The organism is Pseudomonas sp. P4_C8, from assembly GCF_056401975.1.
Genome location: NZ_JBFUIH010000035.1, coordinates 42,849 through 69,744 on the forward strand (window position 1 = coordinate 42,849; position 26,896 = coordinate 69,744).

The 26,896-nt window shown below is 59.2% G+C and carries 30 protein-coding genes and 2 pseudogenes; 20 read left to right on the top strand and 12 right to left on the bottom strand.

Annotated features, from left to right (window positions below):
* The first annotated feature begins 8 nt into the window (after positions 1–8).
* From AC1DWM_RS21265 to AC1DWM_RS21275, 3 genes are all read left to right on the top strand, one after another.
* On the top strand, positions 9–890 hold the full coding sequence (locus AC1DWM_RS21265) for an ABC transporter permease subunit (RefSeq protein WP_477796063.1): 882 nt from the start codon (positions 9–11) through the stop codon (positions 888–890).
* The gene (locus AC1DWM_RS21270) at positions 887–1,771 is read left to right on the top strand and encodes an ABC transporter permease subunit (protein ID WP_223516040.1); all 885 of its coding nucleotides are present in this window, start codon (positions 887–889) and stop codon (positions 1,769–1,771) included. The genes AC1DWM_RS21265 and AC1DWM_RS21270 overlap by 4 nt, the downstream gene beginning before the upstream one ends.
* Before the next feature lie 217 nt (positions 1,772–1,988).
* The gene (locus AC1DWM_RS21275) at positions 1,989–3,086 is read left to right on the top strand and encodes a polyamine ABC transporter substrate-binding protein (protein WP_223516043.1); all 1,098 of its coding nucleotides are present in this window, start codon (positions 1,989–1,991) and stop codon (positions 3,084–3,086) included.
* A gap of 254 nt (positions 3,087–3,340) precedes the next feature.
* Here AC1DWM_RS21275 and thpR read toward each other — a convergent pair whose 3' ends face one another.
* Positions 3,341–3,880, bottom strand: coding sequence for an RNA 2',3'-cyclic phosphodiesterase (gene thpR, locus AC1DWM_RS21280; RefSeq protein ID WP_477796048.1), 540 nt, complete (start codon positions 3,878–3,880; stop codon positions 3,341–3,343).
* Between the two features lie 60 nt (positions 3,881–3,940).
* Here thpR and AC1DWM_RS21285 point away from each other — a divergent pair, with 60 nt between their 5' ends.
* Positions 3,941–4,135 carry a hypothetical protein gene (locus AC1DWM_RS21285; protein WP_223516048.1) on the top strand — a complete coding sequence of 65 codons (195 nt, stop codon included), beginning with the start codon at positions 3,941–3,943 and terminating at the stop codon, positions 4,133–4,135.
* A gap of 14 nt (positions 4,136–4,149) precedes the next feature.
* Here AC1DWM_RS21285 and AC1DWM_RS21290 read toward each other — a convergent pair whose 3' ends face one another.
* Positions 4,150–4,503, bottom strand: a complete 354-nt coding sequence (locus AC1DWM_RS21290; RefSeq protein WP_223516051.1) for a DUF1428 domain-containing protein — start codon at positions 4,501–4,503, stop codon at positions 4,150–4,152.
* Between the two features lie 2 nt (positions 4,504–4,505).
* Positions 4,506–5,594 carry a hypothetical protein gene (locus AC1DWM_RS21295; RefSeq protein WP_223516055.1) on the bottom strand — a complete coding sequence of 363 codons (1,089 nt, stop codon included), beginning with the start codon at positions 5,592–5,594 and terminating at the stop codon, positions 4,506–4,508.
* 421 nt (positions 5,595–6,015) lie between these two features.
* Here AC1DWM_RS21295 and AC1DWM_RS21300 point away from each other — a divergent pair, with 421 nt between their 5' ends.
* Entirely contained in the window at positions 6,016–6,285 is a 270-nt protein-coding gene (locus AC1DWM_RS21300) for a hypothetical protein (protein ID WP_477796049.1), read from the top strand.
* Here AC1DWM_RS21300 and AC1DWM_RS21305 read toward each other — a convergent pair.
* From AC1DWM_RS21305 to AC1DWM_RS21315, 3 genes are all read right to left on the bottom strand, one after another.
* Positions 6,282–6,920: a Vgb family protein gene (locus AC1DWM_RS21305; RefSeq protein ID WP_223516061.1), complete on the bottom strand. Its 639-nt coding sequence runs from the start codon at positions 6,918–6,920 to the stop codon at positions 6,282–6,284. The two genes, AC1DWM_RS21300 and AC1DWM_RS21305, sit on opposite strands and share 4 nt — an antisense overlap.
* A gap of 36 nt (positions 6,921–6,956) precedes the next feature.
* A complete protein-coding gene (locus AC1DWM_RS21310) occupies positions 6,957–8,168 on the bottom strand; it encodes a helix-turn-helix domain-containing protein (RefSeq protein WP_477796050.1) in 1,212 nt (403 codons plus the stop codon).
* Between the two features lie 87 nt (positions 8,169–8,255).
* A complete protein-coding gene (locus tag AC1DWM_RS21315) occupies positions 8,256–9,086 on the bottom strand; it encodes a cupin domain-containing protein (protein ID WP_477796051.1) in 831 nt (276 codons plus the stop codon).
* Positions 9,087–9,221: 135 nt separating this feature from the next.
* On the opposite strand from AC1DWM_RS21315, the gene AC1DWM_RS21320 reads away from it, so the two are divergent.
* The 3 genes from AC1DWM_RS21320 to AC1DWM_RS21330 all read left to right on the top strand — a co-directional run bounded on the left by AC1DWM_RS21320 (position 9,222) and on the right by AC1DWM_RS21330 (position 10,569).
* On the top strand, positions 9,222–9,740 hold the full coding sequence (locus AC1DWM_RS21320) for a carboxymuconolactone decarboxylase family protein (protein WP_477796052.1): 519 nt from the start codon (positions 9,222–9,224) through the stop codon (positions 9,738–9,740).
* Positions 9,741–9,770: 30 nt separating this feature from the next.
* The gene (gene grxC, locus AC1DWM_RS21325; protein WP_477796053.1) at positions 9,771–10,022 is read left to right on the top strand and encodes a glutaredoxin 3; all 252 of its coding nucleotides are present in this window, start codon (positions 9,771–9,773) and stop codon (positions 10,020–10,022) included.
* A 115-nt stretch (positions 10,023–10,137) separates the two neighbouring features.
* Positions 10,138–10,569, top strand: coding sequence for a nuclear transport factor 2 family protein (locus tag AC1DWM_RS21330; protein ID WP_477796054.1), 432 nt, complete (start codon positions 10,138–10,140; stop codon positions 10,567–10,569).
* Between the two features lie 65 nt (positions 10,570–10,634).
* Here the strand turns inward: AC1DWM_RS21330 and AC1DWM_RS21335 are convergent, their stop codons facing one another.
* On the bottom strand, positions 10,635–11,837 hold the full coding sequence (locus AC1DWM_RS21335) for an NAD(P)/FAD-dependent oxidoreductase (RefSeq protein WP_477796055.1): 1,203 nt from the start codon (positions 11,835–11,837) through the stop codon (positions 10,635–10,637).
* A 246-nt stretch (positions 11,838–12,083) separates the two neighbouring features.
* Here AC1DWM_RS21335 and AC1DWM_RS21340 point away from each other — a divergent pair, with 246 nt between their 5' ends.
* The 3 genes from AC1DWM_RS21340 (at position 12,084) to AC1DWM_RS21350 (ending at position 13,619) form a co-directional block, all read left to right on the top strand.
* A complete protein-coding gene (locus AC1DWM_RS21340; protein ID WP_223516083.1) occupies positions 12,084–12,653 on the top strand; it encodes an RrF2 family transcriptional regulator in 570 nt (189 codons plus the stop codon).
* Positions 12,654–12,702: 49 nt separating this feature from the next.
* A complete protein-coding gene (locus tag AC1DWM_RS21345) occupies positions 12,703–13,104 on the top strand; it encodes a hypothetical protein (RefSeq protein ID WP_223516086.1) in 402 nt (133 codons plus the stop codon).
* Positions 13,105–13,340: 236 nt separating this feature from the next.
* A complete protein-coding gene (locus tag AC1DWM_RS21350; protein ID WP_477796056.1) occupies positions 13,341–13,619 on the top strand; it encodes a DUF3303 domain-containing protein in 279 nt (92 codons plus the stop codon).
* Between the two features lie 200 nt (positions 13,620–13,819).
* On the opposite strand, the gene AC1DWM_RS21355 is transcribed toward AC1DWM_RS21350, so the two are convergent.
* Both AC1DWM_RS21355 and AC1DWM_RS21360 read right to left on the bottom strand, forming a co-directional pair.
* Positions 13,820–14,605: a hypothetical protein gene (locus AC1DWM_RS21355; protein WP_477796057.1), complete on the bottom strand. Its 786-nt coding sequence runs from the start codon at positions 14,603–14,605 to the stop codon at positions 13,820–13,822.
* Between the two features lie 16 nt (positions 14,606–14,621).
* Positions 14,622–15,440 (bottom strand): DUF2092 domain-containing protein, encoded by an 819-nt coding sequence (locus tag AC1DWM_RS21360; protein ID WP_223516094.1) that lies wholly within the window; start codon positions 15,438–15,440, stop codon positions 14,622–14,624.
* A gap of 352 nt (positions 15,441–15,792) precedes the next feature.
* Here AC1DWM_RS21360 and AC1DWM_RS21365 point away from each other — a divergent pair, with 352 nt between their 5' ends.
* The 3 genes from AC1DWM_RS21365 (at position 15,793) to AC1DWM_RS21375 (ending at position 17,448) form a co-directional block, all read left to right on the top strand.
* Complete coding sequence (locus AC1DWM_RS21365; protein ID WP_223516127.1) at positions 15,793–16,470, top strand: DUF3313 domain-containing protein; 678 nt, start codon at positions 15,793–15,795, stop codon at positions 16,468–16,470.
* A gap of 63 nt (positions 16,471–16,533) precedes the next feature.
* Complete coding sequence (locus tag AC1DWM_RS21370) at positions 16,534–16,962, top strand: hypothetical protein (RefSeq protein ID WP_477796058.1); 429 nt, start codon at positions 16,534–16,536, stop codon at positions 16,960–16,962.
* A gap of 27 nt (positions 16,963–16,989) precedes the next feature.
* Positions 16,990–17,448: a glycine zipper 2TM domain-containing protein gene (locus AC1DWM_RS21375; RefSeq protein WP_223516099.1), complete on the top strand. Its 459-nt coding sequence runs from the start codon at positions 16,990–16,992 to the stop codon at positions 17,446–17,448.
* A gap of 32 nt (positions 17,449–17,480) precedes the next feature.
* On the opposite strand, the pseudogene AC1DWM_RS21380 reads toward AC1DWM_RS21375, so the two are convergent.
* Positions 17,481–17,744: pseudogene (locus AC1DWM_RS21380) on the bottom strand (transporter); the annotation flags it as partial.
* A 263-nt stretch (positions 17,745–18,007) separates the two neighbouring features.
* Between AC1DWM_RS21380 and AC1DWM_RS21385 the strand changes: the two are divergent.
* The 3 genes from AC1DWM_RS21385 to AC1DWM_RS21395 all read left to right on the top strand — a co-directional run bounded on the left by AC1DWM_RS21385 (position 18,008) and on the right by AC1DWM_RS21395 (position 21,680).
* Positions 18,008–19,621, top strand: coding sequence for an arylsulfatase (locus AC1DWM_RS21385; protein WP_223516101.1), 1,614 nt, complete (start codon positions 18,008–18,010; stop codon positions 19,619–19,621).
* 66 nt (positions 19,622–19,687) lie between these two features.
* Positions 19,688–20,956, top strand: a complete 1,269-nt coding sequence (locus AC1DWM_RS21390) for an OmpP1/FadL family transporter (RefSeq protein ID WP_223516104.1) — start codon at positions 19,688–19,690, stop codon at positions 20,954–20,956.
* A gap of 49 nt (positions 20,957–21,005) precedes the next feature.
* A complete protein-coding gene (locus tag AC1DWM_RS21395) occupies positions 21,006–21,680 on the top strand; it encodes a DUF3313 domain-containing protein (RefSeq protein WP_223516106.1) in 675 nt (224 codons plus the stop codon).
* A 68-nt stretch (positions 21,681–21,748) separates the two neighbouring features.
* Here AC1DWM_RS21395 and ligD read toward each other — a convergent pair whose 3' ends face one another.
* Complete coding sequence (gene ligD / locus AC1DWM_RS21400; RefSeq protein WP_477796059.1) at positions 21,749–23,980, bottom strand: DNA ligase D; 2,232 nt, start codon at positions 23,978–23,980, stop codon at positions 21,749–21,751.
* Between the two features lie 134 nt (positions 23,981–24,114).
* On the opposite strand from ligD, the pseudogene AC1DWM_RS21405 reads away from it, so the two are divergent.
* Positions 24,115–24,420 (top strand): annotated as a pseudogene (locus AC1DWM_RS21405) (cupin domain-containing protein); the annotation flags it as partial.
* Between the two features lie 151 nt (positions 24,421–24,571).
* Here AC1DWM_RS21405 and AC1DWM_RS21410 read toward each other — a convergent pair.
* Entirely contained in the window at positions 24,572–25,297 is a 726-nt protein-coding gene (locus tag AC1DWM_RS21410) for a tellurite resistance TerB family protein (RefSeq protein ID WP_477796060.1), read from the bottom strand.
* A 227-nt stretch (positions 25,298–25,524) separates the two neighbouring features.
* On the opposite strand from AC1DWM_RS21410, the gene pcsA reads away from it, so the two are divergent.
* Positions 25,525–26,247, top strand: coding sequence for a phosphatidylcholine synthase (gene pcsA / locus AC1DWM_RS21415; protein WP_477796061.1), 723 nt, complete (start codon positions 25,525–25,527; stop codon positions 26,245–26,247).
* Between the two features lie 6 nt (positions 26,248–26,253).
* A complete protein-coding gene (locus tag AC1DWM_RS21420) occupies positions 26,254–26,640 on the top strand; it encodes a DUF488 domain-containing protein (protein ID WP_477796062.1) in 387 nt (128 codons plus the stop codon).
* Positions 26,641–26,896: the final 256 nt, after the last annotated feature.

Genomic DNA, 26,896 nt, shown 5'->3' on the forward strand with positions numbered 1-26,896 from the left:
TGCGGCTGATGCCGAGTGGTCGAAAGCTCGTCATCGGGGTTCCCTTCCTGTGGCTGTGCCTGTTTTTCCTGTTGCCGTTCTTCCTGGTGATGAAGATCAGCTTCTCGGAAGCGGCGCTGGCCATTCCTCCTTATTCGGAGATTTACACCTACGCCGAACAGAAGTTTCAGCTGTTTTTGAACGTCGGCAACTACCTGTTGCTGACCGACGATGAGCTGTACATCTCGGCCTACCTCGGCTCGTTGAAAGTCGCGTTGTTCAGCACGCTGATGTGCCTGGTACTCGGTTTCCCGATGGCCTACGCCATTACCAAGGCCAACAAGGAAACGCAAAACGTCCTGATGCTGTTGATCATGATGCCGACCTGGACCGCGATCCTGATCCGCGTGTATGCGTGGATGGGCATTCTCAGCAACAACGGCTTGCTCAACGGGTTTTTGATGTGGACCGGACTGACCGATCACCCGATCGAGATCCTCAACACCAACACGGCCGTGTACATCGGCGTGGTTTACGCCTACTTGCCGTTCATGGTGTTGCCGCTGTACGCCAACCTGGTCAAGCACGATCAAAGCCTGCTGGAAGCGGCTTCAGATTTGGGCTCGAGCAACTTCAACAACTTCTGGAAAATCACCGTGCCGCTGGCCAAGAACGGCATCATCGCAGGCTGCATGCTGGTGTTCATCCCGGTGGTGGGTGAGTTCGTGATTCCGGAACTGCTGGGCGGCCCGGAGACCCTGATGATAGGTCGCGTGCTGTGGCAAGAGTTCTTCAACAACCGCGACTGGCCGGTGGCGTCTGCGCTGGCGGTGGTGATGCTGTTGATCCTGATTGTGCMGATTCTGCTGTTTAACCGCAGCCAGGCCAAAGAGATGGAGGCACGAGGATGAAACGTTTCGGTTTTTCAAAAATGATGCTGGTGTTCGGCCTGTCGTTTATCTACCTGCCGATGCTGATCCTGGTGATCTACTCGTTCAACGCCTCGAAATTGGTGACCGTGTGGGGCGGCTGGTCGTTCAAGTGGTACGCCGGTTTGCTCGACAACACGCAACTGATGGGCTCGGTGGTGCGCTCGCTGGAAATCGCCTGCTACACGGCGGTGGCTGCGGTTGCACTGGGGACCTTGGCGGCGTTTGTGCTGACCCGCGTCACGCGCTTCAAAGGTCGCACATTGTTCGGCGGCCTGGTCACTGCGCCGCTAGTGATGCCGGAAGTGATCACCGGTCTGTCGCTGTTGCTGCTGTTCGTGGCGATGGCGCAGTTGATCGGTTGGCCGCAGGAACGCGGCATCATCACCATCTGGATCGCTCACACGACGTTCTGTGCGGCGTATGTGGCGGTGGTCGTTTCCGCGCGCTTGCGTGAGCTGGACCTGTCCATCGAAGAAGCGGCCATGGACCTTGGGGCCAAGCCATTCAAGGTGTTCTTCCTGATCACCATTCCGATGATCGCGCCATCGTTGGCGGCCGGCGGCATGATGTCGTTTGCCCTGTCGCTGGATGACCTGGTGTTGGCGAGTTTCGTGTCCGGACCGGGTTCGACGACCTTGCCGATGGAAGTGTTCTCGGCGGTGCGTCTGGGCGTGAAGCCTGAGATCAACGCCGTGGCCAGCTTGATCCTGTTGGCGGTATCGATTGTGACCTTCATGGTCTGGTACTTCAGCCGCCGCGCCGAAGCCACCCGCAAGCGTGCGATCCAGGAAGCAATGGACCAGACCGCCAATGAGTCGTGGCAGCAACCTGACAAGCAAATGGTAGAAGCGACGGCTTAAGGGCCTGCAGCACGCACACTTTGTAGCAGCTGGCGAAGCCTGCGTTCGGCTGCGAAGCAGTCGTGAATTCAGACACTGCGGTTCTTTCTGGAAGATTGAATTCGCAGGTTTTACGACTGCTTCGCAGCCGGGCGCAGGCTTCGCCAGCTGCTACAAGGGGTGCGCCAAGACTGCAATTGTTTTGCGAATTTGAATAAAAAAGAATGGAGTTGTACCGATGAAAATGTTTGGCAGGACTCTGCTGACACTGTCCTTATTGGGCGCTATGGCTACCGGCGCCCAGGCCAATGACAAGGTACTGCGCGTCTACAACTGGTCGGATTACATCGCACCGGACACCGTCAAGAAGTTCGAAGACGAGACCGGCATTCGCGTGACCTACGATGTGTTCGACAGCAATGAAACCCTTGAGGCACGCCTGCTCGCGGGCAAATCCGGCTACGACATTGTCGTGCCGTCCAACAGTTTTCTGGCCAAGCAGATCAAGGCTGGCGTCTATCAGACACTGGACAAATCGAAGCTGCCGAACTGGAAAAACCTCAACTCTGTCCTGCTGAAAAACGCCTCCGCCAGCGATCCGGATAACGCTCACGCCTTCCCGTACATGTGGGGCTCGATTGGCATCGGTTTCAACCCGGTCAAGGTCAAGGAAGTACTCGGCGCCAACGCACCGACCAACTCCTGGGACCTGCTATTCAAACCGGAAAACGCGGAAAAACTCAAAGCCTGCGGCATCAGTTTCCTCGACTCGCCAACCGAAATGCTCCCGGCCGCCCTGCACTACCTGGGCTACCCGGTGAACTCGCAAGACAAAGGCCAGATCGCCGAAGCTGAAGCGCTGTTCATGAAGATTCGCCCTTCTGTGGCGTACTTCCATTCGTCGAAGTACATCTCCGACCTGGCCAATGGCAACATCTGCGTGGCGGTCGGCTATTCCGGCGACGTCCTGCAAGCCAAGGCCCGCGCCCAGGAATCGGGTAACACGGTGCAGATCGACTACAGCATCCCGAAAGAAGGCGCCGGCAGTTTCTACGACATGGTCGCCATCCCTCGGGATGCGGCGAACGTCGAGAACGCTTACCTGTTCATGAACTTCCTGATGCGCCCGGACATCATCGCCGAGATCACCAACAACATCGGCTACAGCAACGCCAACGCCGCAGCGACGCCGCTGGTGGATGAGGCGATTCGGGATGATCCGGGCTCGTATCCGCCGCAGGAGGTGATGGCGACGCTGTATGCGATTCCGGATATGCCGATCGGGATTCAGCGGGTGATGACCCGGGGCTGGACGCGGGTCAAGCTCGGGAAATAATCGCTGAATGTGAAATCGCTTTCGCGAGCAGGCTCGCTCCCACAGTGGTTTGTGGTGAGACACAGATTTGTGCACGACGCCAATCCCTGTGGGAGCGAGCCTGCTCGCGAAGAGGCCAGCACTGGCAACACAAGACTCAACCGTTTTCCGTTCCCGCAGCGCCTTACCACCGCTGCACGCTCCCAGCAGCAGAACGGCCTCACCTGGCTTCCTCGGTTAAGGTGAATTTGGGCGCTCTCCTCGGGCGCCATTTTTTATGCGGGAACGAGTGGCCATTCGGCCAATGCCCGATAACGTCCCTTATGCGATTCAAACAACGCAAAGCGATCAGCCCGCAGGAAAAACTCGGGCGGCGTCACGGACTCAGGCACCGGCAGCCGGTAGTCACGCATCAAGGTCAAATGCGGCCGAAACTCCTTCGGCGCATCCTCAAACCCAAACGGCAACATCGCCTGTTCCAGCGCATACACCAACCGCAATAACTCCGGCGGCGCTTGCTCGGGTGCGAGCACCAGCACGCCTGCCCTGCGCCAGACATCCAGCCGATCAAGCGCCAACTTCAACGGCCCACCCGGCACGCGAACCTTCGCGGCAGCGGTGCAGATATCGGCGATCTGCGCCACGCCCACCGCGCCCAAAAACTTCAACGTCAGGTGAAAGTTTTCCGCCAGCACCGGGCGCCCGCTGCGCAGTTCAAGCGCGCTACGCCATTGCGCAATCGCCTTGCGTTGCTCGGGCGGGCAGTTCAGGGCAAAAAACAGCCGTTTCAGCGGCTCATGGGATTCGTCGCTCACGCCTGGCACCTCCTGACATGCACGTTATAGTTGAACCAACCGAAAACAACGGGAGGGGCTATGCGGGAGATCATCAGCAAAGAGCCATGGTGGGCGATGCCACCGAAACCTGGGCAGGATGAGTCCGAGCTGGAATGGGGCTGGCTGGTTCACTATAGCGAAGGTGAGCCACGTTTCGAGTTCGTCAGGGAGCGGCCGACGGATAACGAGATCCGTAATCGCAAGAGTTGCAGGATCACCCCGACAGCGGAGTGATCCTGGGGTGTGTTTCAGGCCTGAGTGATGATGTTGAAGCCGCCGAAGATCATCCGCTGACCATCGAACGGCATTGAATTGACGTCCGGTTGCATGCGCGGGTCGGCCATCATTTTTTGCATGCCGGCATTGCGGGTCGGCTTGTCTGGCCAGACGATCCAGGAAAACACCACTGTTTCGTCTTCCTTGAGTTTCACCGCCATCGGAAACGAGGTCACTTTGCCGTCTGGCACGTCGTCGCCCCAGCATTCAACAATGCTCAAGGCACCGTTCTCCTTGAAAATCGCGCTGGTGATTTCGGCGTGCTTCTTGAATTGCTCGCGGTTGGCGGTCGGTACGGCAATCACACAGCCATCGACATAAGACATGGTCATTCTCCTGCAGGGGGGTGAGGGTCGAGCTGATGGTTAGTCGATTCCGTCGGGCTCCAATCGACAGGCCTGCTGGCCGAATTGACCGACGGTGGTTCGGCAGTTACCGCCAGGTTGCCCTCGATCTGCCCCGCCATGTACAGCGTCCCTGCCATCACGCCGGTCGTCGGATTTTGCACCAGCTTCATCCAGGCTTTGTCGAACGTATTGCCCAAACTGCTGCGAATCAGCGCCTCGCTGTCCGGCCGGTCGGCAGCCTGGATGAGCGCGCGAATCCCGGCCACGCCGACGGTGATCAAGCCCCCGGCGAGTTTCCCGGCGGCGGCGGCCACCGCACTGGCGGCCCCGCGAGGGGCCATTTCGGCTTCCATGCGCTGACTGGCGCGCTTGGCCACTGGCGCCATGGCAGTGTCCGTCGAACCGATCCCCTTGTCGCCCCCCGCCTTGTGGATCTTGTCAATCAACGCTGCGTAAGCCGGCAGTGAGTCCAACGGCTGCGTACGGACGACCTGGTAAAGCGAGGCATTGCGCGCGGGCGGTGGCCCGAGGGCGATGGCGGGGACTTTCTGGATGCGGCCATTGAGCTGCGCCATCGGTATGCCGTGACGCTTGGAGGTTTTCTGCAGTTCTTCCTGAAGAATGTCTACGTAGAACGCGGTGGACTGGCCGAGAATCGCGTCGGGATCAATCTCTACCGCTACCGGCGCCAGCACCCGTTCCTGATATTGCTCGAGCAGATAGCCCGCCAAACGCTTGGCCGAGGCATCCTGCTCGCCCTTGGCACTGAGGGTGTACCAGCTGACTTTCATCGATAGCCATTCCTGGGTCCAGTAACTGCTGAACCAGGGGATGAAGTTCTCTTCGGTCAATTGGTAGACCCGTGTGCGCCAGTATTCCATGGCCCCGCGCGAGTAGATTCTGGTCTGCTCGGTGGCCGATTGCGACGCCGCGACGATTTCGCGATCCACCTGCCGCCACGTGCTATCGGACACGACCACCACAACCGGCGCTACCACAGGGGCACGCTCAGGCGTGGCGCATCCCGCCAATACCACCAACACGGCGACGATCAGCGAACGCAGGTTCAAGATCGCGGTTTCCTACAGTCGCCCTTGGGCAGAATGCCCGAAACTCAAAGGCCTATTGGTTTGAGTATAGGTGGCGCAGTTTGTTCGCCGTGGGTTGGATGGAAGGTTCAAGGGCCTCTTCGCGAGCAGGCTCGCTCCCACAGTTTTGAACTCACCGCGATCCAAATGTGGGAGCGAGACCGGCTTGCCGGCGATGAGGCCCTCAAGAACACCATCACTACCATCGATATTCACCATCGCGACGAATGCCTTCCGCAATAAACCCCTCAGGCGCACGATCACCCCATTCCAACGCAAACCCCGCCTCGGAGGGCCACATCATGTTGATCCATCTCCTGACCTGCCTGGCCCTGACGGCCGTGACGCTGACGCTTTTTTCCCGTTTTATCCTGGACATCGGCCAGACCGAGGAGCGCCCATCATGATCCACTCCGTCAGCCTGGCCGTGAGTTTTCCGGTGTTTGGCAGCAACTACTACGCGCAAGAATTCGTGTCGCGCAAAGAGTTGTCACTGGTGTTCGACCCGAATTTTGAGGCGTTGCTGATGCCGGCAGCGGCCAACCACTTCAGTAACGAAGTGGTCGGTCTCAACGATCAATTCCGCTTTCTCAATGACGTGCTGGTTGAACACCTGCTGGAGATCGAGCTGGCCCAGAGCGCACCTCGCTCGTCGCGCCAGTTTACGTTCTAGGAAGACACGGGCCGACGAACGGCCCGCACTTTGCCGCTTTTGCCACCGCCACAGAAAAAACGCTCGGCGCCGTCTGACTCAAGGCCTGACACCCCCACCCCTGGCGGCATTTCGACAGTTTCCAGGACTTTACCGGTGATCGGGTCAATTCGTCGCAACTCACTTTCATCCTCCTCCCACGTGCCATGCCACAGATCGCCGTCCACCCAAGTCACCCCGGTGACAAAGCGGTTGGATTCGATGGTGTGCAGAATGGCCCCGGTATCGGGGTTGATCTGATGGATTTTGCGGGCCCGGTACTGACCGACCCACAGATTGCCTTCCGCCCACGCCAGCCCCGAATCAGCGCCACCGCCGGGTGCCGGGATGGTGGCGAGTACACGGCCGCTTTGCGGATCGATCTTGTGAATGTGTTTACCGGCAATCTGGAACAAGTGCTGGCCATCGAAGGCGGTTCCCGCATCAGCGGCGACGTCGATCGAGCGCAGCGGTTGGCCGCTCTCCGGATCCAGGGCGTTGAGTCTTTCTCCGGAGGCGAACCAGACCTGCCGGCCGTCAAACGAGACGCCATGCACACTGTCGACGTCGGGAAACGGGCCATATTCACGAATGATTTCAGCAGTTGATCGTTTCATGAATGCATCCTCTTCACTGGGTGTGTGGAGTGGATCCTAATCACCCGGCAACAAAGCCGTGAGTAACAAAGTCGTCGCGAATCCCGGCAGCGGTGGTGTCATCCAGCGCCGGGCCCGGCCACGGCCAAAGGTCTGCACTTTGCCGGCGACCGCCAGCGCATCAAGCGCCCGTTGCACGCTACGCTGACCGGTGCCCAGCGCCAGTGCCAGGGCCGAACTCGACCACGACTCACCGTCCGCCAGAAACGCCAGCAGCGCCGCGTGCTGCTCCTCGACCGGGCGCGCCAGCACCACGACGTCCGGCGACACCAGGGCAAAGCCACGCTTCGTCGCGGTGACCCCGGCCAACGGTCGAAGCGCCGCTCGCAGCCGTCCGACTTCGACGCGCAACCGCGCACGATGGGATTCATCACTGAGTTTCAAGCGAAAAGCATAGGCGATGAGTGTTTCCCGGGGGACATCAGCCGGCCAGGCTTCGGCCAATGCCCGCGCGAGGGTGAACAACACCGGGCGCCTGGCCAGGGACACCGACATGCCAGCGCCGCGCACCACATAACGACACGCGTCGACCACCAGCGACGTTGAGGCGAGCAGCGTTTCTACCTCATCCAGCATCAGCGGTCGCGCCTCGCCCCGGCTGATTAAGCGGGCTGCGGGGGTGTTCATGACGCGAGCTACAGTGTCGACTTCGGCGCTGAGCGCCGGGATCCCGGCCTCGCCTGCAAAGCGTTCGGCCCGCTCCAGCGCAGACCGCGCCTTTTTGATCTCCAGCCGGCGCATCGCGATGCCAGCCACCACCAGTTCATGCGCGGCACGCAGGGCCGGAGGCAAGGGCGCCGGGTCCAGCCGGGCGAGCCGTTCCTCGACCTGATCGAGATGCCCGATCAGCAACAACCGTCGAATCTGCAGATACCGCGCGTGCGCCGCATTCACCCAATCCCCATGGACTTCGAGCGTTGCCAGCGCCGTGTCGAGGGCTTTTTCCGGCCAGCTCAAATCGCGAGCCGCCAGGGCAATTTCCGCCTCAGCCACCACACAGCGCGCCCGAGCCATGGACTCTTTCGGACCAAATGCCCGCGCCGCCCGTTTGACCAGCGCTTTCGCGCGCTCCAGATCGCCGAGCTGGGCCATGGCGATACCGCGCAGTGCCAGCGCCGGCGCATCGTCGCGCAAGGCAATCCGGTTCAACGCCCCCAGAGGATCACCCGCGGCCAGCGCTCGGGCGGCAGCGGTAATCAGCGAGTCCATTTGCGTCGCGCCACAGAGGTCACTCCCATCGTTGGATGTCCGCTGGTTAGTCTATCTCACGATCCTCAAGCAGCTTGGCAGACGCGATCATCGCAGGCGTTTACCTGCCTGCACCCACTCGCGCGGGCTGACGCCGGTTTTTCGGCGAAAGGCCCGGGCCAGTGCCGAAGGGCTTTCGTAGCCGACTTCATCGGCGATCAGCGCAATCGACTTGCCTTCGCGCAGACGCTTCTGCGCCAGGCTGATGCGCCAACTCACCAGATAGTCGACCGGTGTCTGCCCCACCACCTGACGAAAGTGCTCGGCAAAACTGGCCCGGGACATGTTGGCCGCCGCTGACAGTTCGGCGACGGTCCAGGATTTTTCGGGCGCGTCATGCATCAGGCTCATGGCCCGCGCCAGACGCGAATCGGCGAGACCAGCCATCATGCCGGGGCCCTGATCGCGGTCGGTCAGAATGTGCCGCAGCAACTGGATCACCAGCAACTCGAACAGTCGATCCATCATCGCTTCACGGCCACAGGTGCCGCCGAAGGCTTCGTTGAACAGCCAGTCCAGCGTGCCGGCCATCGTCGGCACGCTGTCGAGTTTTAGCAGCAGGTAATCCGGCAGCGCGGCCGCAAGGGCATTGCCGGCGCCCCCGTCGAAATCCAGCGACGCGCACACCAGTTGGGGGCTCGACGCTTCGCTGGCGAGTAAACGATGACGGTACGGTCGCGGGAAAAAAATCAGCGTCGGCTCGGTGAGCAACCGGTCGGGTTCATCGGCCAATTTCAGCGTCAGTTCGCCCGCCTGCAACAGGTGCAAATGCCCCGTTGAGTGATCGCCATCAAAGACCACGGAGCCGCAAAAATGCCCGCTGTAGAAGGCCCCGGCACTGACGCCGAAGTGGGTGAGCAACGTGGACAAGCGATCCATGGAACGGCTCCCGGGCGAACTTCTGGACGATCTGTTGCATATCCTCGACGATTTGCACCCTAAAGGCCAGCGTCGCCCCATAGCATAGACCCCGTACCCAGCGCACACCGCGCTTGAATCTACGGAGCTGTACCCATGAGCCGCATCACTGCCCTGAGCCTTGAACACGCCACTGACACCACCCGCCCATTGCTGGAAGGCGTGCAGAAAAAAATCGGCTTTTTGCCGAATGTCTTCAAAACCCTTGCGCATGCCCCTGCGGTACTCGCGGCCTACCTGCAACAAAGCGCGGCGCTGGGCAAAACGTCCCTGAGCGCGACGGAAAAAGAAGCGATCTATCTGGCCACTTCACAGGTCAACGGCTGCGATTACTGCCTGGCGGCGCACACGCTGTTCGCCGGTAAAGCCGGGCTGTCCGCGCAAGACATCCTCAGCGCCCGACACGGCCAACTGAATGCCTTCGCCACCCTCGCCCGACAAATTACCGAAAGCCGTGGCCACCTGAACACCGAGCAGCTCGACGCAGCGCGCGCGGCCGGCATCAACGACGCCAAGATCATTGAAGTGGTGGGCCACATTGCGGCGCAGACCCTGACCAACTACCTCAACAACCTCGCCCTGACCGAGATCGACTTCCCCGCCATCGATGCGTGAACACGGTCAATAAATTCGGGAGTACCGACGATGAACAGCGTGACGATCTACACCACCGACACCTGCCCCTACTGCCGCAACGCCAAGGCGCTGCTCACCAGCAAGGGCATCGCAGCCGAGGAAATAAACGTCCAGTCCAGCCCCGGCAAATTCCAGGAGATGCTCAGCCGCAGCGGTCGTCGCAGCGTGCCGCAGATTTTCATCGGCGACACCCATGTCGGCGGTTTCGATGACCTGGCCAAGCTGGACCGTCAGGGCGGATTGCTGTCGATGCTGGCCTGAAACGCACAGCCCGAGCACGACCTTGAATACGGGTCGTGCCGGGTATTCTCTAAAATCTTTTTAGGTTGTACGATGACCGATGAGTCACTCAATCCATAACAACAAGGAAACACCTATGAAGAACGTCAAACTACTGGTCGGTTTTCTATGCCTCTTCAGCGGCTACGTAGCCGCAGCCCCAGCGCCGGGCGAGAAAGAGGTCGCCAGCGCCGTCGACCATCTGACCCAAGCCATGCTGCACAAGAACATTCCAGAACTGAAAGCGCTGACCGCAGAGAACCTGACCTACGGGCATTCCAGCGGCAAGGTTCAGGACAAGACCGACTTCATCGCCGATATCGAAACCGGCAAAAGCGCGTTCAAAACCCTGGAAATGCAAAACCAGACCATCAACGTCTCCGGTGACATAGCGCTGGTTCGCAATCATTTCTCGGCACAAGCGCTCAAGGGCACCGAAGTGGTCCCGACCGAAATCGAGAACTTCCAGATTTGGCAAAAGAAGGGTGGCAAATGGTTGCTGGTTGGCCGCCAGGCTTTCCGCATCTAGCTTTCTATATATAAAAAAAGATCCCGCTCAAGGTCACTTGAGCGGGATTTTTCAAGGCAGCGCTGTCAAGCCACCGGGATCATCGGATCCGCTGCTGCCAACGCACTGGCACGGTCGGCTGCCGGCGGGTAGATCCAGACGGTATTGATCTGAGTTTTCAGCTCTTTGCCTTCCTGCTTGACCAGTTTGACCTGACGATCCCAACCCTCGGTGTAAACCGCGCCCCAAGCGCCCAGATCCAGGCACGTCACATACTTGGGTTGGCTATAAGGCGTCGGGTCCACGCCCAGAATCTGCGCCGCCACGTTGTTACCGGCGTGGCGCCCCAGCGAGATGGCATGCTGGCAGGTCATCATTGCGTAGTTGCCGATGTCATCGCAGGCCGCGTAAGCCACATCACCCGTAGCAAAGATGTCGTCCTGGCCGATGACTTTCAGATGACTGTCCACGTGCAGACGGCCTTGGCTATCACGCTCAGCGGGGATCTGTTCAGTCAGCGAACTGGCGCGCACACCGGTGGTCCAGACCACGGTTTTGGCATCGATGCGTTGGCCATCGGCTAAGGTCACACCGTTCTTGTCAACGGCAACAACCGATGACTTCAGGCGCCATTTCACCCCCAGCTCCGTGCTCGCTTGAGCAATCGACTGGCTGATTTCGGCGCCCATCGAAGCCCCGACCTTCTCGCCACGGTCGACGATGATCACTTCAATGTCGGCACCCTCACCGAGGATAGCCCGCAGACGTGCCGGCATTTCGGTCGCCGTTTCAATCCCGGTGAAACCGCCGCCCGCCACTACGACGGTGTTGCGGGTTTTGCTGTCTGGCAGGCTGGCCAGGGATTTGAGGTGGTTTTCCAGACGCACGGCCTGTTCGATCTGGTCGACATCAAAGGCATGTTCGGACACTCCCGGGGTGTTCGGCAGGGCCAGGCGGCTGCCGGTCGCCAGAACGAGTTTGTCGTAGCTGCACGTCTGCCGGGTGCCCGAAGCATCGGTATAGCCCACGCGTTTTTGCTGCACGTCGATGGTCTCTGCGGCGCCCTTGATGAACTTCACACCCACGGCATCGAACAGCTCACCGATCGGTGCCGCCAGTTGATGAGCGTTGGGTTCGTAGAAGCGCGGACGCACACGCAGCTCGGCCTGAGGCGCCAGTACCGTGACCTCTACGCCGTTGTGATCATGCAGGTCGAACAAGCGCGTAGCGCTCAACGCCGTCCACATACCGCCGAAACCTGCGCCGATGACCAGAATGTGCTGTTTCATGGTTTTAACTCCGAGGAAGACCAAAAGCTGAACTCGTTGCCGAGCTGACAACGGCGACTATAGTGATCCAAGTAATAGCACGCAACGACCTTTTATCGATGGTTAGTATCGCTAATTTTGATACCTGTAAATTCCGGAAATGGCTTTTATCTATAAGCAACACAGGGCAGATAGCTTTACATATGGATCATTGCCCCTCTAACCGTCGACTGATAACATTGGCGACTCATTCAGTCGGAGATCCAGATGTCTCTTTACAGCGCAGGCGTTGAATACGGCATTCATTGCCTGATTTTTTTGGTGGGCGATTCCGGTGATAGCCGTGAGGCGAGCGTGCGCGATCTCGCCGAACTGCAAGGCGTGCCGCTGGATTACCTGGCCAAGATCTTCACCCGGCTGGCCAAGGCAAAACTGGTGATCGCCACCGAAGGCGTGCGCGGCGGGTTCAAACTGGCGCGGCCGGCGGACGAAATCAGCGTGCTGGACATCGTCAATGCCATTGATGGCCAGAAGCTGATCTTCGATTGCCGCGAGATTCGCGGGCGTTGCGCCGTGTTCGACGGCGCCCCACCGGCGTGGGCCCTCGACGGTCCCTGCTCGGTGCACGCCGTCATGATGACCGCGCAAAAACGCATGGAAGACGCGCTCGCCCAGCAGACCATTCTCGATTTGGCCAGACGAGTCGGACGCAAAGCCCCAGCCGAATTCGGTGCCCGGTTGAACACCTGGATGAATGATCGGCGGGAAAAGAAAACTGCCAGCAGTGCGCCGGTTGAGGATGAGCAGATTATCCCGACGACCGAAATCTCAGACTGACGATTCAGCTATGGGCAAACCGGATTAGAGCGCTCTATGATTGAACCCCATGACCACCTCCGCTCCGATCCGCTCACCCTGCCCGCCCGGCGCCTGCAACTGCGGGCGTGACCCACTGCTTGAAACACCGGGGGCGGACGTGCGCATCCTGTTTCTGACCCGCCAGGAAGAAAAGCGCCTGCTCGACCGCCTGGAAAACCTCCAGAGCCTGGCCGACCTCGAACGCCTGCAACAGCGGATGTATGAGCAATTGGGCATCCGTGTCGAGATCGTCCCCAGCTTCAACGAAGTGCGCACGATGCGCGGCATCGGCATCACCCTCGGCGAGCAACCGGGGCTATGCCGTAAAACCCGCCAGTCGATCCCGGCCGCCATTCGCCGCAGCCTGGAAAATCGCCCGGAAATCGCCTACGACATCCTCAACGCCAATGACCTGTTGCGGGATGCGTAAGGGCAGCATCGATGAAAATTACAAGTCGCCGCCCATGTTTCGCGGGTGAAACAGGCACCGCGCGTGACGTTATTCAATCCATGAAAAGATAACTAAAGAGGATCAGCGGTCGTACGCGGACTGCCGGTCGCTGCTATGCCTTCACAGAGGATAAAGAGGCTCAGCGTAACCGTGGTCCCGGCGCCAGCCAGGTGCGCGAAGACAAACAGGTGCCAATCCGTATCAGGAGGTGGCCGATGTTATTCATCGTCAGTTGGTCCATTGACCCGGAAAACCGTAACAAGGCGATCGAGCGTTTTCTCAATTCCGGGGGTGCTCCGCCCACAGGCGCCAAGATGCTCGGACGCTGGCATGCCGTAGGCGGTTCGAGCGGTATGGGGATTGTAGAGGCGAGTGATCTGGTGCCCATCCAGCAATGGGTGCTGGAGTGGAGCGACATCATGAAGATGGACGTCCATGCGGCATTGACCGATGAGCAGATGGCGCCGCTGTTGGCAGCCACTACCAGTCAGTAGCAGGCATCGGGGCGGTGGATCACCGCCCCGTTCCTGGTGTTGGCCTATTTCACTTTGCGCAACAGAAAGTGTGCGGGAAAAGTACTGGAAGGGATCGTTGCGCAACATCAGCTGAAGACACAGCCAGCGTCTGTTCCGGGTCACGCAGGCTCGGAGCAGACGCTGCTGAAATCAGTGCGTCCAGGGCTTGCAAACGCTGATCATGGCGGTGTCACCACGGTGTAATACACCCCGTTGGCGCCATAGGCAGGTTGCAACCAGGAATTGCCGCATTGGTAGTACGTGCTCTGGGAAAAAGTCTGCAAATTACATCCGATAGGCAGGCTGGCATAGGTCTGGCCCAAGGGCATCGTCGGCGGTCCCGAAGCGACCATCCCGGCGTTATAGCCAGCGCCGAACGCGTTGTCGTCGGCATCCTCGTCGGCCACCGCCCCTGCAGCCTCACCCACCGCCACGCCCGTCGCAGCGGCGGCTACCGGATTGACACCGCCGCAGTAATAACAGCCGCTGCTGGCAATCACAGCGGCGGGCGGATGGTAGTAGGCAGTCCCGTATGGAACTGACTGGTAAGCAGACCCGCCATAAGCGGGTCCCCGGTAAGCCGTCGTACCATAACCGTCCGCGTGGTAGCCATAAGCGTTGGCGCCATCTTCACCTTGTGCATGCCAGGCACCGTCCTGACCGGAAGCCGTTCCGCCTTCGGCACCTGTGCCCGCCCAGGACCCACCGCCACCGGAGGCCGAACCGCCGCGATAGCCTGAACCGCTCCAGCTGCCGTCACCGCCGGAGGCCGAGCCGCCGCGATTGGTTTCGCCACTCCAACTGCCATCGCCGCCCGAAGCCGAGCCAAATTCGCCGGAACGACTCCATGAACCGCCACCACCGTATGAACGCCCAAAACCACCGGCGTGCGACCAGGCTGCCGCCTCGTTACACATCAGCGCGGCGATTAACAGGCCCGCGAACTTCAAGGTAGATCTGCTCATGATTCAACCTCCTCGTTCAGGGTTTTGTGACCGGATCCTTAACGCCTTGCGGGGCGCGAAGGGCGGGAGGCGGGGAAAATTTGATCCGGTGCGCCGACTCGATCTGGTCAGGTTTGAAGAACGCCGCAGGCATCGCTGAGCTGAGCTTCCAGTCACTGAAATCGACCTGATGCCGGGATCGGGTCGGGTCATCGAGAAACACTGCCCGCAACCGGCGCGGGAGCTTGTCCTCGGTACCGATCCAGGCTTGGACGAACACGGTGTCGCTGGTGTATGCGATCACATCGGTGGTGGTATCGCCGACCACCGTGGACTGGCCGATGTAGAACGCCACACGCATGTCCCTGGACAAGTCTTTATAAGGATCAGCGACGATAACGTCGGTAAACGGAAAATAGATTGCCGCACGCTGGTACGCGGCCTCCAGCGTCGCATCGATGGTGGGAGGCGCATCGACTTGGGCGAGCAGTTTGTCCTTGCGCTCAAAGGCATAGGCTTGCTTGCCGTCGTAATAGAACTCGGTGGCCGGACCATCGCCGGAGGTCATGACACGCAGCTGGTCCGGGCGCTGCTCAGTGACCAGCGCCACCGAACTATAGGCCAGGGGCGGCCCAAGCCGGCTGGGCTTTTCGTAGGTGGTAACGGCTTTGAAACTCAGGCCCTTGGCGCTGGTCAGGCGAGCGCTCATGGCCTTCAGAATATCCAGCGCCTTGGGCTCCAATTGCACCGCCGACACATCGACCGCCGGTGTCTGGGCGGCGTGCAACGGAGTGACAACGACAGCCATCACCATGCTGACCGTGAACAAGCGGACATACTGCTGGAGGGTTAGCATCTTTTGTTCTCCGCAGAGAGAGGTCTGGCGTTAAACGACGGGTGACGGAAATGACGTCGTAACGGACTCGTATTCCGATGAACACGTATTGATGATTCATGCCTTGCACCGGTTTGCAGTCATCGACCATCCGGAAATATCAGCAAAGCTCAATTTGCTGTCATTCGCCATTCAATCGAAAAAATAACCCGACAAATCCGGGCAAAAAAGTCAGCGTGGAACGCATTGGCTGGATATTTCAGCATTGCTACCTACGCTCTCTTCAGAAATGTTTGCATTTCGACGCAGGTGGGCGATGGCCGACTGCATTAACAGCGAAACGCTCGACTTTATTCCGGGAGAACACACCACCATGAACATGTACCGAAACCTGCTCATCGGCACCGCATTGGCCGGACTCCTGCTCGGCGGTTGCACCTCGAAAGTCACCGAGACGACGCAGTACTCCGGTTTCCTGTCGAGCTACAGCGACCTGAAGGAAGTCGAAACGCCTAGCGGTGGCACGGCGCTGCGCTGGGTGAGCCCGTCGTTTGACCGGAATGCGTATACCACCGTGGCGTTCAATACGCTGGAGTTCTACCCCGCGCCAAAACCCAACGAGCGGGTCAATAAGCAGACGTTGCTCGACTTGCAGAGCTACATGACCAGCACGGCCAAAAGCGTGCTGGGCCAGAAATACCGGATAGTGCCTAGCGCGGCCGCAGCACCGGCCGGAGCAAGAACCTTGATCCTGCGCGCGGCAATCACCGGGGTCAGCGCCACGAACGAAGGCATGAAGTGGTATGAAGTGGTGCCGATTGCGGCCGTTGTCGGAGCGACACAGGCCGCCACCGGTCACCGGGATCAGAACACTAACCTGTTCATCGAAGCTGAGCTCATCGACGCCGGGACCAATCAAACCGTCGTCAAAGTGGTGCGCAAAATATTCGGCACCCCGCTGGAGAACGACAAGCAGGCAATCACCACCCAGGACTTCAAAGCCGCGATCGACAAATTGAACGCCGATATCTGGGCGTTCATCCGCAGTTGAACCCTGTTTCAACCACCAAAAAAGGTTGGTGGTTGAATTAACCTGAAGCAGAGGTCATTCGACATGCAACCGCACTCATCAAATCCGTTATCAAATGTGTGCAGAACGCTGTTCTTCACCGCGCTCTTCGCCGGTGTACTGGCGTTAAACGGCTGCGCAACGGTGGAGGCCCAGGTAACCCAGTATGTTGGGGTCCCGCAGTATCCGCCGACCATTCCGGCCGAAGTCCAGGTGTTACGCACAGACCCGACTCGCCCCTTCGTGCGGTTAGGAGAAATTCTGATTGATGCCAGCATCGAACCGGCGCCCCCTATGGCCGAGATCGAACTCAAACTGCAGGACGAAGGCGCCAAGCTTGGCGCAGACGCGGTAGTCGTGGTTTACGACCAGATTGCGACCGTCGGGGCCTACGTGTCCGGCCCGGTATGGGCCCGCGACGTCAATACGATCCAGGGGCGCAAGCTCAAAGCCATTGCCATCAAATACAAATAATCGACTATCGATAAAGAGGTACACCGCATGAAAGCAATCCTGTCCTGGATGACCCTCACGTTGGCGACTGTGTTAATCAGTGCCTGCTCTGCCGTCGGATCAACCTCTGGCGGTGCCGGTGAGATGGAGATTCGATCAGGGAAGATCGAGCAGATATCGCTGACACAGATGCAGACCAATCACGACAGTGGCGTCGGTGCCGTACTCGGCGGCATTGGCGGTCTGGGTATCGGCAGCTTGATCGGTCATGGCACCGGGCGCGATGTCGCCATGGTTGCCGGTGCGCTCGCCGGTGCTGCGGGCGGTAATTATGTAGAGAAGAAAAAGTACGACCAACCGGTAACAGCGCAACAGATCATCGTACGGGTCACCAGTGGCGTGCTGGTATCGGTTACCCAGCCGATCAATCCGAACTTGAGTAAAGGCATGAAAGTGTATATCGAAGGCTCAGGCAATGATGCCCGAGTGGTACAGCAAGGCGGTTAAGGCGACGAGATCAACTTGAGCGGGCTGGGGGTTCATCGGGGAAACAAAAACGTAATCGCCGCGCGAAATCCCCAGCCCCGCGCACCGTCCTCGGGACTGTCGGCCCAATAGCGAGGGCCAACCTGAATGGTCAGCGGCTGACCACCCAGCTTGAGCAGCTGAGTCACCATGGCATTGACGGGGACCGACCATTCCTTGGTTTGCCAGTTGTAGGTCGACTCGGTGTTCACACCAAACGTGGTGTAGGTGTGAGTGGTGTACGACCAAAAGGGCTGCAAGAACGTCTGATTGACCTTTGGCGCATTCGGCTGCTCAGGTCGCAGGCGCAGCATGCTTAAACACGTGGATGTTTAAGGCATTAGCAAAACGCAGTTTCCTCACACGCGCCATTCAAACGCTAAACAAATTGAAGTTTTGAGCACGCTTTGCCTGTTTTAAGAGGGCTGCTTCTGGAAATTTCACAATACCTACCTAATCTCTTCGCGGGGGGATCCAATATTTCAGGAGAAGCCTGGGGGCTTCTTTTCAACGTGTGAACCGCCGTACACAGGATCTTCATATGAACCGGAAAAAGATTTTCTCCGTACTCGCAACGCCTTTGCTGATGTCGGCAATGTTTATCCCCGGTATGACTTATGCCGCCGATAAGCCGCCCAACATCCTGGTGATCATGGGTGACGATATTGGCTGGTCCAACATCGGTGTCTACAACCAGGGCATGATGTCCGGCCGCACTCCTCATCTCGACCAGCTCGCCAACGAAGGCATGCGCTTTACCGACTATTATGCCGAGGCCAGTTGCACCGCTGGGCGCGCCAACTTCATTACCGGTGAACTGCCGATCCGTACGGGCATGACCACCGTCGGCCAGGCCGGTTCGCCCATCGGCATTCCCGCCGAAGCCGTGACCATCGCCACAACCCTGAAATCCATGGGTTACGCCACCGGCCAGTTCGGCAAGAACCACCTGGGCGACTTGAACGAATTCCTGCCCACCGTCCACGGCTTCGATGAGTTCTTCGGTTACCTCTATCACCTCGACGCCATGGAAGACCCGGCACACCCCAACTATCCAAAGGACCTGCTGGACAAGGTCGGTCCGCGCAATATGGTCCACAGCTGGGCTACCACCACCGACGACACCACCGTCATGCCGCGCTGGGGCAAGGTCGGCAAACAGAAAATCGAAGACGCCGGTACGCTCTATCCAGAGCGGATGAAAACCGTCGACGAGGAAATTCGCGACAAGACCTTCACCTTTATCGACAAGGCCAAGCAGGACAACAAACCGTTTTTCGTCTGGCTGAACCCGACCCGCATGCACATCGTCACTCACCTGTCCGACAAGTACGAAGCCATGCGCAATTCGGAAAACGGCTGGTCGGAACAGGAAGCCGGTATGGCACAGCTTGATGACATCGTCGGCGATGTCATGGCCAAGCTGAAAAAAGAAGGCATGGATGACAACACCATTGTGGTTTTCACCACCGACAATGGCGCGGAAAACTTCACCTGGCCGGACGGCGGCACCACCCCGTTTGCCATGGGTAAAGGCACCGTCATGGAAGGCGGTTTCCGGGTGCCGGCGATCGTTCGCTGGCCGGGTAAAGTGCCGGCTAACACGGTCGGTAACGGCATCATGTCGGGGATGGACTGGTTCCCGACTCTGGTCGCTGCGGCGGGCAACCCGAACATCACCACGGAACTAATCAAGGGCAAGCAACTGGGCGATACCACCTACAAGGTGCACCTCGACGGCTACGACCAGACGCCGATGATCACCGGTAAAGGTCCGTCGAACCGGCATGAAATCTTCTACTTTGGAGAGAGTACGCTGGGTGCGGTGCGCATTGATGATTACAAGTATCGTTTCATTGACCAACCCGGTGGGTGGCTGGGAGCTAAAGTAGCTGTGGATGTTCCGTTCCTGACCAACCTTCGTCTTGACCCTTTTGAACGCATGGGCTGGCCGGAAAATCAGTCAGCACAGGGCTCCCAACAGTACTTCGACTGGTTCAAGTTCCAGTTCTGGCGTTTCGTATTCGTCCAGCAGCAGGTGGCTAAACTGGCTGAAACCGCGATAGAGTTCCCGCCCATGCAAAAAGGCGCGAGTTTTAACCTCGATTCGGTCAAGGCCAAGATCGAGGCAGCCCGCGCGGCAATGGCCAAGTAAGCAATCAAATTCACGGGTGGCCGGGTGAGCCACCCGTTTTCGAATAGACATTTGGTAAGGACAATCATGCCAACAAAAACAGTTGCCCTACCCACTTTCACGCTCCTTGCCCTGTGCTGCCAGCAAGCCTGGGCCGGCGGCATCAGTCTTTACGAAATCGGCACGGATAACGTCGGCCTGGCCAATGCTGGCGCCGCCGCCCGCGCTCAAGGCCCCTCGACCATCGCCTACAACCCGGCGGGCATGAGTTACTTGTCGGGCACGCAAATCACCGGCGGTTTGCAAGTGCTCTACGGTGACTTGTCCTTCGATCGCGATTCCGGCACCAACACCGCTGGCAGCGGCAGTGGCAACGCCCTCGATCCGATTCCCGGCGGCAGCTTCTTCGTCACCCATGAGCTGGACGATCACTGGAGCGTCGGTTTCGGTACCTACGGCGACTTCGGGCTTGCCATCAATTACGACAACGATTGGTCAGGCCGTTATTTTGTGCAAAACGCCAGCATCGTCGGTTTGTCCATGGTGCCCAGTGTCTCTTACCGCTTCAACGAGCAATGGTCGGTAGGCGTGGGCGTCAAGGCCATGTACGGCGAGTTGAAAGCGCAAACCGCCATTGACCGTAGCCCCTTCGGTTTCACCGACCGCACGGACGGCCAGTTCAAGTACAGGGATGGCACCTGGGGCTATGGCGCCAACGTGGGGGTGATCTATGCCCCGCAACCCGGCACGCGCATTGGTCTGACCTATACCAGCCAGGTCGATCTGGACTTCGAAGACCGGCTGGATGTGAAAGGCGATGGTCGGCTGCTGGAGCGCGTCAACAACACTCAAACCGACCTCGACGTTAAGGTTCCACAAACCGTCACCCTGAGTCTGTTCCAACAAATGGACCCGAAATTGGCATTGTTGGCCTCGGTCAACTGGCAGGACTGGTCGGAGTTCGGAGAAATCGGCGTACAGGTCGACACCACGGCGTTTGGTGCGCAGTCGACAACGGTCGACGCGAATTTCAAGGACACCTGGCACCTCTCCCTTGGCGCGCAATACCAGGCCACCGAGCAATGGCTGTGGAACGTCGGTGTGGCGTACGACAGCAGCGCCGTGTCGGACAGCAACCGCAGCGTGATCCTGCCGGTGAATGAAGCCTGGCGCCTTGGGACGGGAGCCACCTATGCTCTTGACAAGGACACCGACGTTAATGTCAGTTGGGCCCTGATCTGGCTCGGTGACATGCCCGACCAACAGACAAAGACCGTTTCGGGCAATCAAATTTCCGGGCAATTCGACAATGCATGGATTCAAGCGCTGACCGGGAACATGACTTGGCGTTTTTGATGCGTAGCAAAAAAAAAAACACGACTTAAACCATGGAGTAAACACCACTATGATTCTGTCCCGAAGCTTGTTCATCGGTGCTGCACTCACCGGCGTCCTGTTGGGCGGTTGCACCTCGAAAGTCACGGAGACGACGCAGTACTCCGGTTTCCTGTCGAGCTACAACAACCTGAAGGAAGTCGAAACCCCAAGCGGTGGTACCGCGATGCGTTGGGTGAGCCCATCCTGGAACCCGAATGCGTATAACACCGTGGTGTTCAACAAGTTGGATTTCTATCCAGCGCCGAAACCCAATGAACGGGTCAATCAGCAGACGCTGACCGATATTCAGAACTACATGACCACCAAAGCCCGGGCCACACTGGGCACGAAATACCAGGTAGTCAGCACTCCGGCAGCCGCTCCGGCCGGTGCCAAAACCTTGATCCTGCGCGCGGCAATCACTGGGGTCAGCGCCTCGAACGAAGGTATGAAGTGGTATGAAGTGGTGCCTATTGCGGCCGTCGTCGGGGCGACACAAGCAGCCACCGGCCACCGCGACCAGGACACCGAGCTGTATATCGAGGCGGAATTCATCGACGCCAAAAGCAACCAGACCGTGGGCCGAGTAGTGCGCAAGGTGTTTGGCACGACCCTGGAAAACGAAAGCCAGAATGTCACTGCGAAAGATTTCAAAACCGCTATCGACAAACTGAACTCTGACCTCCAGCAATTCATCAAGTAACTGCTTTCAAGCAATAAAGAGGTCCGACCGGCGCCCCGTGAACGGGGCGTCGGCATTTTCACCTCCGATCACTTTTTCATTCCCACCCGCCGTCGCATCTCGGCCGTAATCGTCTGCCGGGTTTTCTTCAGGTCCGCCCAAGGCGCATTTCCCACCTCGGCCAGGCGTTCATGCACGGTGTGCACGTTCCATTGATCGCCGCCCTTGAGCTCGGCGACCTCCTCGCGAAAGATCGGCACCGACACCGGCAACCCTTCACGGGTTCGTACGGCGTAGGCGCAAATGGTGGTGGCGCCGTAACCGTTGCGCAGGTAATCGATGAAGATCCGCCCTACCCTGTTTTTCGGTCCCGACACCGCGCAAAACCGTTCCGGCAACAGCTTGGCCATGTGGCTGACAATCGCATGGCTGAAGTCTTTTACTTCATCCCAGCCGAGCTTGCGGATCAGCGGCACCACCAGGTGCATACCTTTGCCGCCGCTGGTTTTGAGAAACGCCTTGAGCCCCAGTTCATCGAGCACTGACAGCGTCAGGTGAGTCGCTTCGACCATGCTCTTCCAGGGCAGCGCCGGGTCCGGGTCAAGGTCCAGCACGAAGCGGTCAGGCCGGTCGAGGTTGTCTGCGGTGGCATTCCAGGTGTGCAGTTCCACGGTGCTCATCTGCACGGCGCCGATCAGCGCTTGGGCGTTGTTGATGATCATCACCGGTTGGCCGGTCAGTTCCTTGTCCAGCGTGGTGATGCCTGGAATGGCCAGGCGCTCGGCGTTTTTCTGGAAAAACAGTTCACCGGCAATGCCGTCCGGCGCGCGAACCAGCGCCACCGGGCGATCCTTTAGTTCAGGCAAAACCCACTCGGCAACGCTGGCGTAATACTCGGCCAGTTGCACTTTGGTGGTGCCGCTGGAGGCGTCGATGACCCGGTCGGGGTGGGTGATGCGCACCTTGCCTTCGCCCAGACCCATTTGTGACGGTGCGGGTTGGGCCGGTTTTTTCTCTGGGGACTTCACCACTTTCGGCTGCTCCTCTGTAATGCCTTTGGCGGGTTTGTCATCGCGCAGGCCATGGAACACCGCATGGCGCACCGAGCCTTCCTTGGTCATCTCAGCGAATGCCACTTGCGCCAGCAGCACGGGGTTGAGCCAGTGCACACCCTGGGCCTCGAAACCACTCGGTGGATTGACCACCGAAGGCTTCTTCGCCTGCAACGGTTTCAGCTGTTCGTAAATGCGCTTGAGCGTGGTCTCGTTGAACCCGGTGCCGACCTTGCCGGCGTAACGCAACTGGCCGCTGTCACGGTCATGCAACCCGAGAAGCAACGCACCGAAGGCGTTGCGCGAACCTTTCGGATCGGTGTAGCCGACCACCACGAATTCCTGCCGGTGTTTGCACTTGAGCTTGATCCAGTCGCTGCTGCGCCGGGACACGTAAGGCGAGCCCAGACGTTTGCCGATCAACCCTTCCATCTGCATTTGGCAGGCGCTGTCGAGCAAGGCTTCCGGCGCTTCGTCGAACGAGTCCGAGAAGCGCAGCAACGGGTCCTGATTGAGTTTGAGCACGGTGGACAGCGCCACCCTGCGCTCTTCGACCGGCACCTCGCGCAGGTCCACGCCATTGAGGTAAGGCAGGTCGAACAGGTAATACAGGATGTTGGCGCTGGCACCGGCGTCGAAGGCATTTTGCAACGCCTGAAAGTCCGGCACACCCTGCTCGTCGGCCAGCACCATTTCGCCGTCGAGCCAGGCCGATTCGAGGTTCAGCGCCGCTAACGCTTGGGCTTGCTTTGGCAATTTGTGGGTCCAGTCGTGACCGTTACGGGTGAAGAGTTTGACGTCGCCGTGGTCGATGCGGGCCATGATCCGGTAGCCATCAAACTTGATTTCGTAGCTCCACCGCCCCTGCGGGGCCTTCTCCACTAGCGTCGCCAGTTCGGGTTTGAGTTGGTCGGGCAGATTGGCTTTGTGGGCGCCGTTGAGTGGCGCCGACGGCGCACCAGCGCCGTAGTGCCCCTCCGGAATCCTGCCCTCGAACGTCGCGTAGTCCAGCGGATGGTCTTCGACGTGGACCGCCAGGCGCTTGACTTTGGGGTCGAGCGAGGGGCCTTTGGGCACCGCCCAGCTTTTCAGCGCACCATCGAGTTCCAGGCGAAAGTCATAATGCAGTCGTGAGGCGTCGTGCTTCTGAATGCAGAATTGCAGCGCGTGGTCTTGCGCGGTTTTTTGGGTTGGGCGCTTGGTCGCCGCGGGTTCGGAAGTCGCCGAAAAGTCGCGCAGGCGGTTGTAATCATCCAGGTTCTTGTTCATGGCGCACCTGCTGCCGATGCCTCGGTCATGATGGCGTCTCTACTCAGCAGAGCGACCGGGCCGGATAAAAATTCCATCGGCATTGAAATCACCCGGACAAACGGGCCTGAGGTGCGGCACCCGACGGCCCACGTGTGCAAGGTGGCGGGCCGCCGCCGCACTTTCATCCATGGGACGAGGCGTTTTATGTGGTCGACGGCGAGGTTGAAATGACAGTGGCGGGTACGTCCACCACGGTTTCGGCCGGGGGCTACGTGCATATTCCCGGTGGGTCGATCCATGCGTACAAGAACATCAGCCCGACCGCGAAAATGATTGGCGTGGTCTCAGATCCGCGGGGCGGGCAGTTCTTTGCGGCGGTGGATCGGCTACGGGTACCGGAGGATTTGCCGCGGATACTTGAGATTGCCGAGGCGCATGGCATTACGTTTCTGGTGTAGATAGTCGAGCCAGACAGTTGACCGCGTTATCGTTCTTCGTCGGAACGCCGCCCGGAGCCTGCTCGCTCCCACATGGGTATGCATTCCAATGTGGGAGCGAGCCTGCTCGCGAAAGCAATCTGATAGCCAACATGATTTATGTGGCTGCCCCTCAGGCAGCACCACCCTTGGCCTGCTGTTCCAGATGCACCTGCAACTCGGGATCGATGTTCAGCGCTGCCGCCAGTTCGTCCAGCCAGGTACGCTCGACCTCACCCTGATCATTCACCAGCATCACGCTGGCCAGGTACATTTCCGCCGCGATCGCCGGATCGGTTGCCGACAGCGACACATCGGTGGCATCCAGCGGCCGGGCCACTTCTTCATCCAGCCATTGCTGAAGGTCCGGGTCATCGGTGTGTTTGCCGATTTCAGCGCTGATCATCTGCTTCTCTGCATCATCAATGCGGCCATCGGCCTTCGCCGCAGCAATCAACGCGCGCAGCACGGCATGGCTGTGGTCTTCGACGTCCGGGCCAGACAATAAATCGACTGTGCGCGGCGGCTGTTGTGGCGCCGAGGCCTGACTGCGCTGCCAGGCCTGATACGCCTGAAAAGCCATCATTCCCAGCGATGCCAGGGCGGCATAACTTGTGCCGCCACCGGAGCGATTTTGAGTCACACCGCCCGTCGGTGCGCCGCCCCCCAGCAATCCGCCGAGCAAGTCATCCAATCCACCACCGGCACTGCTTCGGCCGCCCCCACCGCCTATCAGGCTGCCCAGTAACCCGCCCAGTCCGCCTAGCGGATCTTGAGACGATGCGCTTGCGCCACTCTGTTGCGAAATCGAGCCCTGGCCGGCCCGCAGTAATTGTTCGAGTAAATCGCTAGTGTTCATGACGATGTCCTCCTGAAGGGAAGTGAATCAGTCACGCAACGATAGTCCTCGGCGGCAAATGCGCCACCACCGTTGGGCTGGCGTGAAACCTGACACGCCGCCAGGATTTACAGATGGTGAACGTTATCCCCGGATTCCCGGTCGATACCTGCAACCCGACCCGGTTTGCCAACACCCTCACTTGAAGGGTGATAACAGGCTTGCTTCACTTTCTGGAGAACGCCCCCGTGATTTCGACCGTACACATTGCCAGGCTCAAAGCATGGGGAGCCCATGGTTTCACCGCGACCGGCGTAGTGACCGCCTTCCTTGCCACCCTCGCGCTGCTGGAAAACCAGCCGACCCACTGCCTGCTGTGGCTGGGGGTCGCGCTGATCGTCGACGGGCTGGACGGCGCACTCGCGCGCAAGGTCAATGTGCAGTCGGTGTTGCCAGGTTTCGATGGCTCGATTCTGGACCTGGTGATCGACTACCTGACCTACGTGTTTATCCCGGCGCTGTTTATTTATCGCTACGTGCCACTGCCGGACTACACGCTGTTGCTGACGGTGTCGCTGATTCTGGTGTCGTCGTTGTTATGCTTCTGCAACGTCAACATGAAAAGCAAAGACAACTACTTCCAGGGTTTCCCAGCCGCGTGGAACGTGGTTGCGCTATGCCTGTACATCATCGCGCCGACACCGTGGGTGACTTTGTTTACGGTCATCGGCCTGGCCTTGTTGACCGTAACGCGGATGAAGTTTCTGCACCCGTTTCGCGTGCGCCGCTTCATGCCAATCAACATCGCCGTGACGGCCATCTGGTTGCTGTGCAGTTTGTCGCTGGTGCTCAACCATCCGGTCATTAACCCGATGGTGATGGGGATTTGGCTGCTGATGTCGGTGTACTTCCTGGGGATCTGCATCTGGCGCACGGTATTGGAGTGGTTTGACGGCTCGCGTCATCCATAATGCGACATGGCCATTTATATCGTTCGACTCGGTTCACCGCGCACACCTGATGAAGGCCTGCGTCTGGGCACGGTTCGCCGCCCGCCCCGCGGTGTACCGAAGGCCGAGTTTTCCCGCCGGGATTTTTATGATGTCTGGCAGCCGCTGCTGTCACCCAGCGCGGAGTTGCTCGCCGAAGCCAAAGCGGCCACTGATGACAACGCCTGGGAAGCCTTCAGGCGCAAATTCAAGGCTGAAATGAACCATCCCGCGCCGAGTCAGCTACTGGATCTGCTGGCGGCCCTCTCCCATCAAACATCGCTGGCCGTTGGTTGTTACTGCGAGGAAGAAGTGCACTGTCACCGCTCGGTATTGCGCGAGCTATTGAAGGCTCGTGGTGCCAGCATCTCGTAGAACTAAAAAACACCATAATCCCCCTGTAATTGGATGGACTCGCCCACGCCGAGGCGTCAATGCGCCACGGTGGCAGTCTAAGAAGCCAACGGCAGCGAGGGCGAGTCCATGAAAAAGAATACGACGCTTAAACAGTCCCTGTCTTCAACCGATGTGTCGGCCTGTACGACAGTGGCGGTCGATCTTGCCAAGCAGGTCTTTCAGGTCGCAGGCGAAGACGCTCTGGGCCAGGTGCTTTATGAAGAACGCCTCAAAT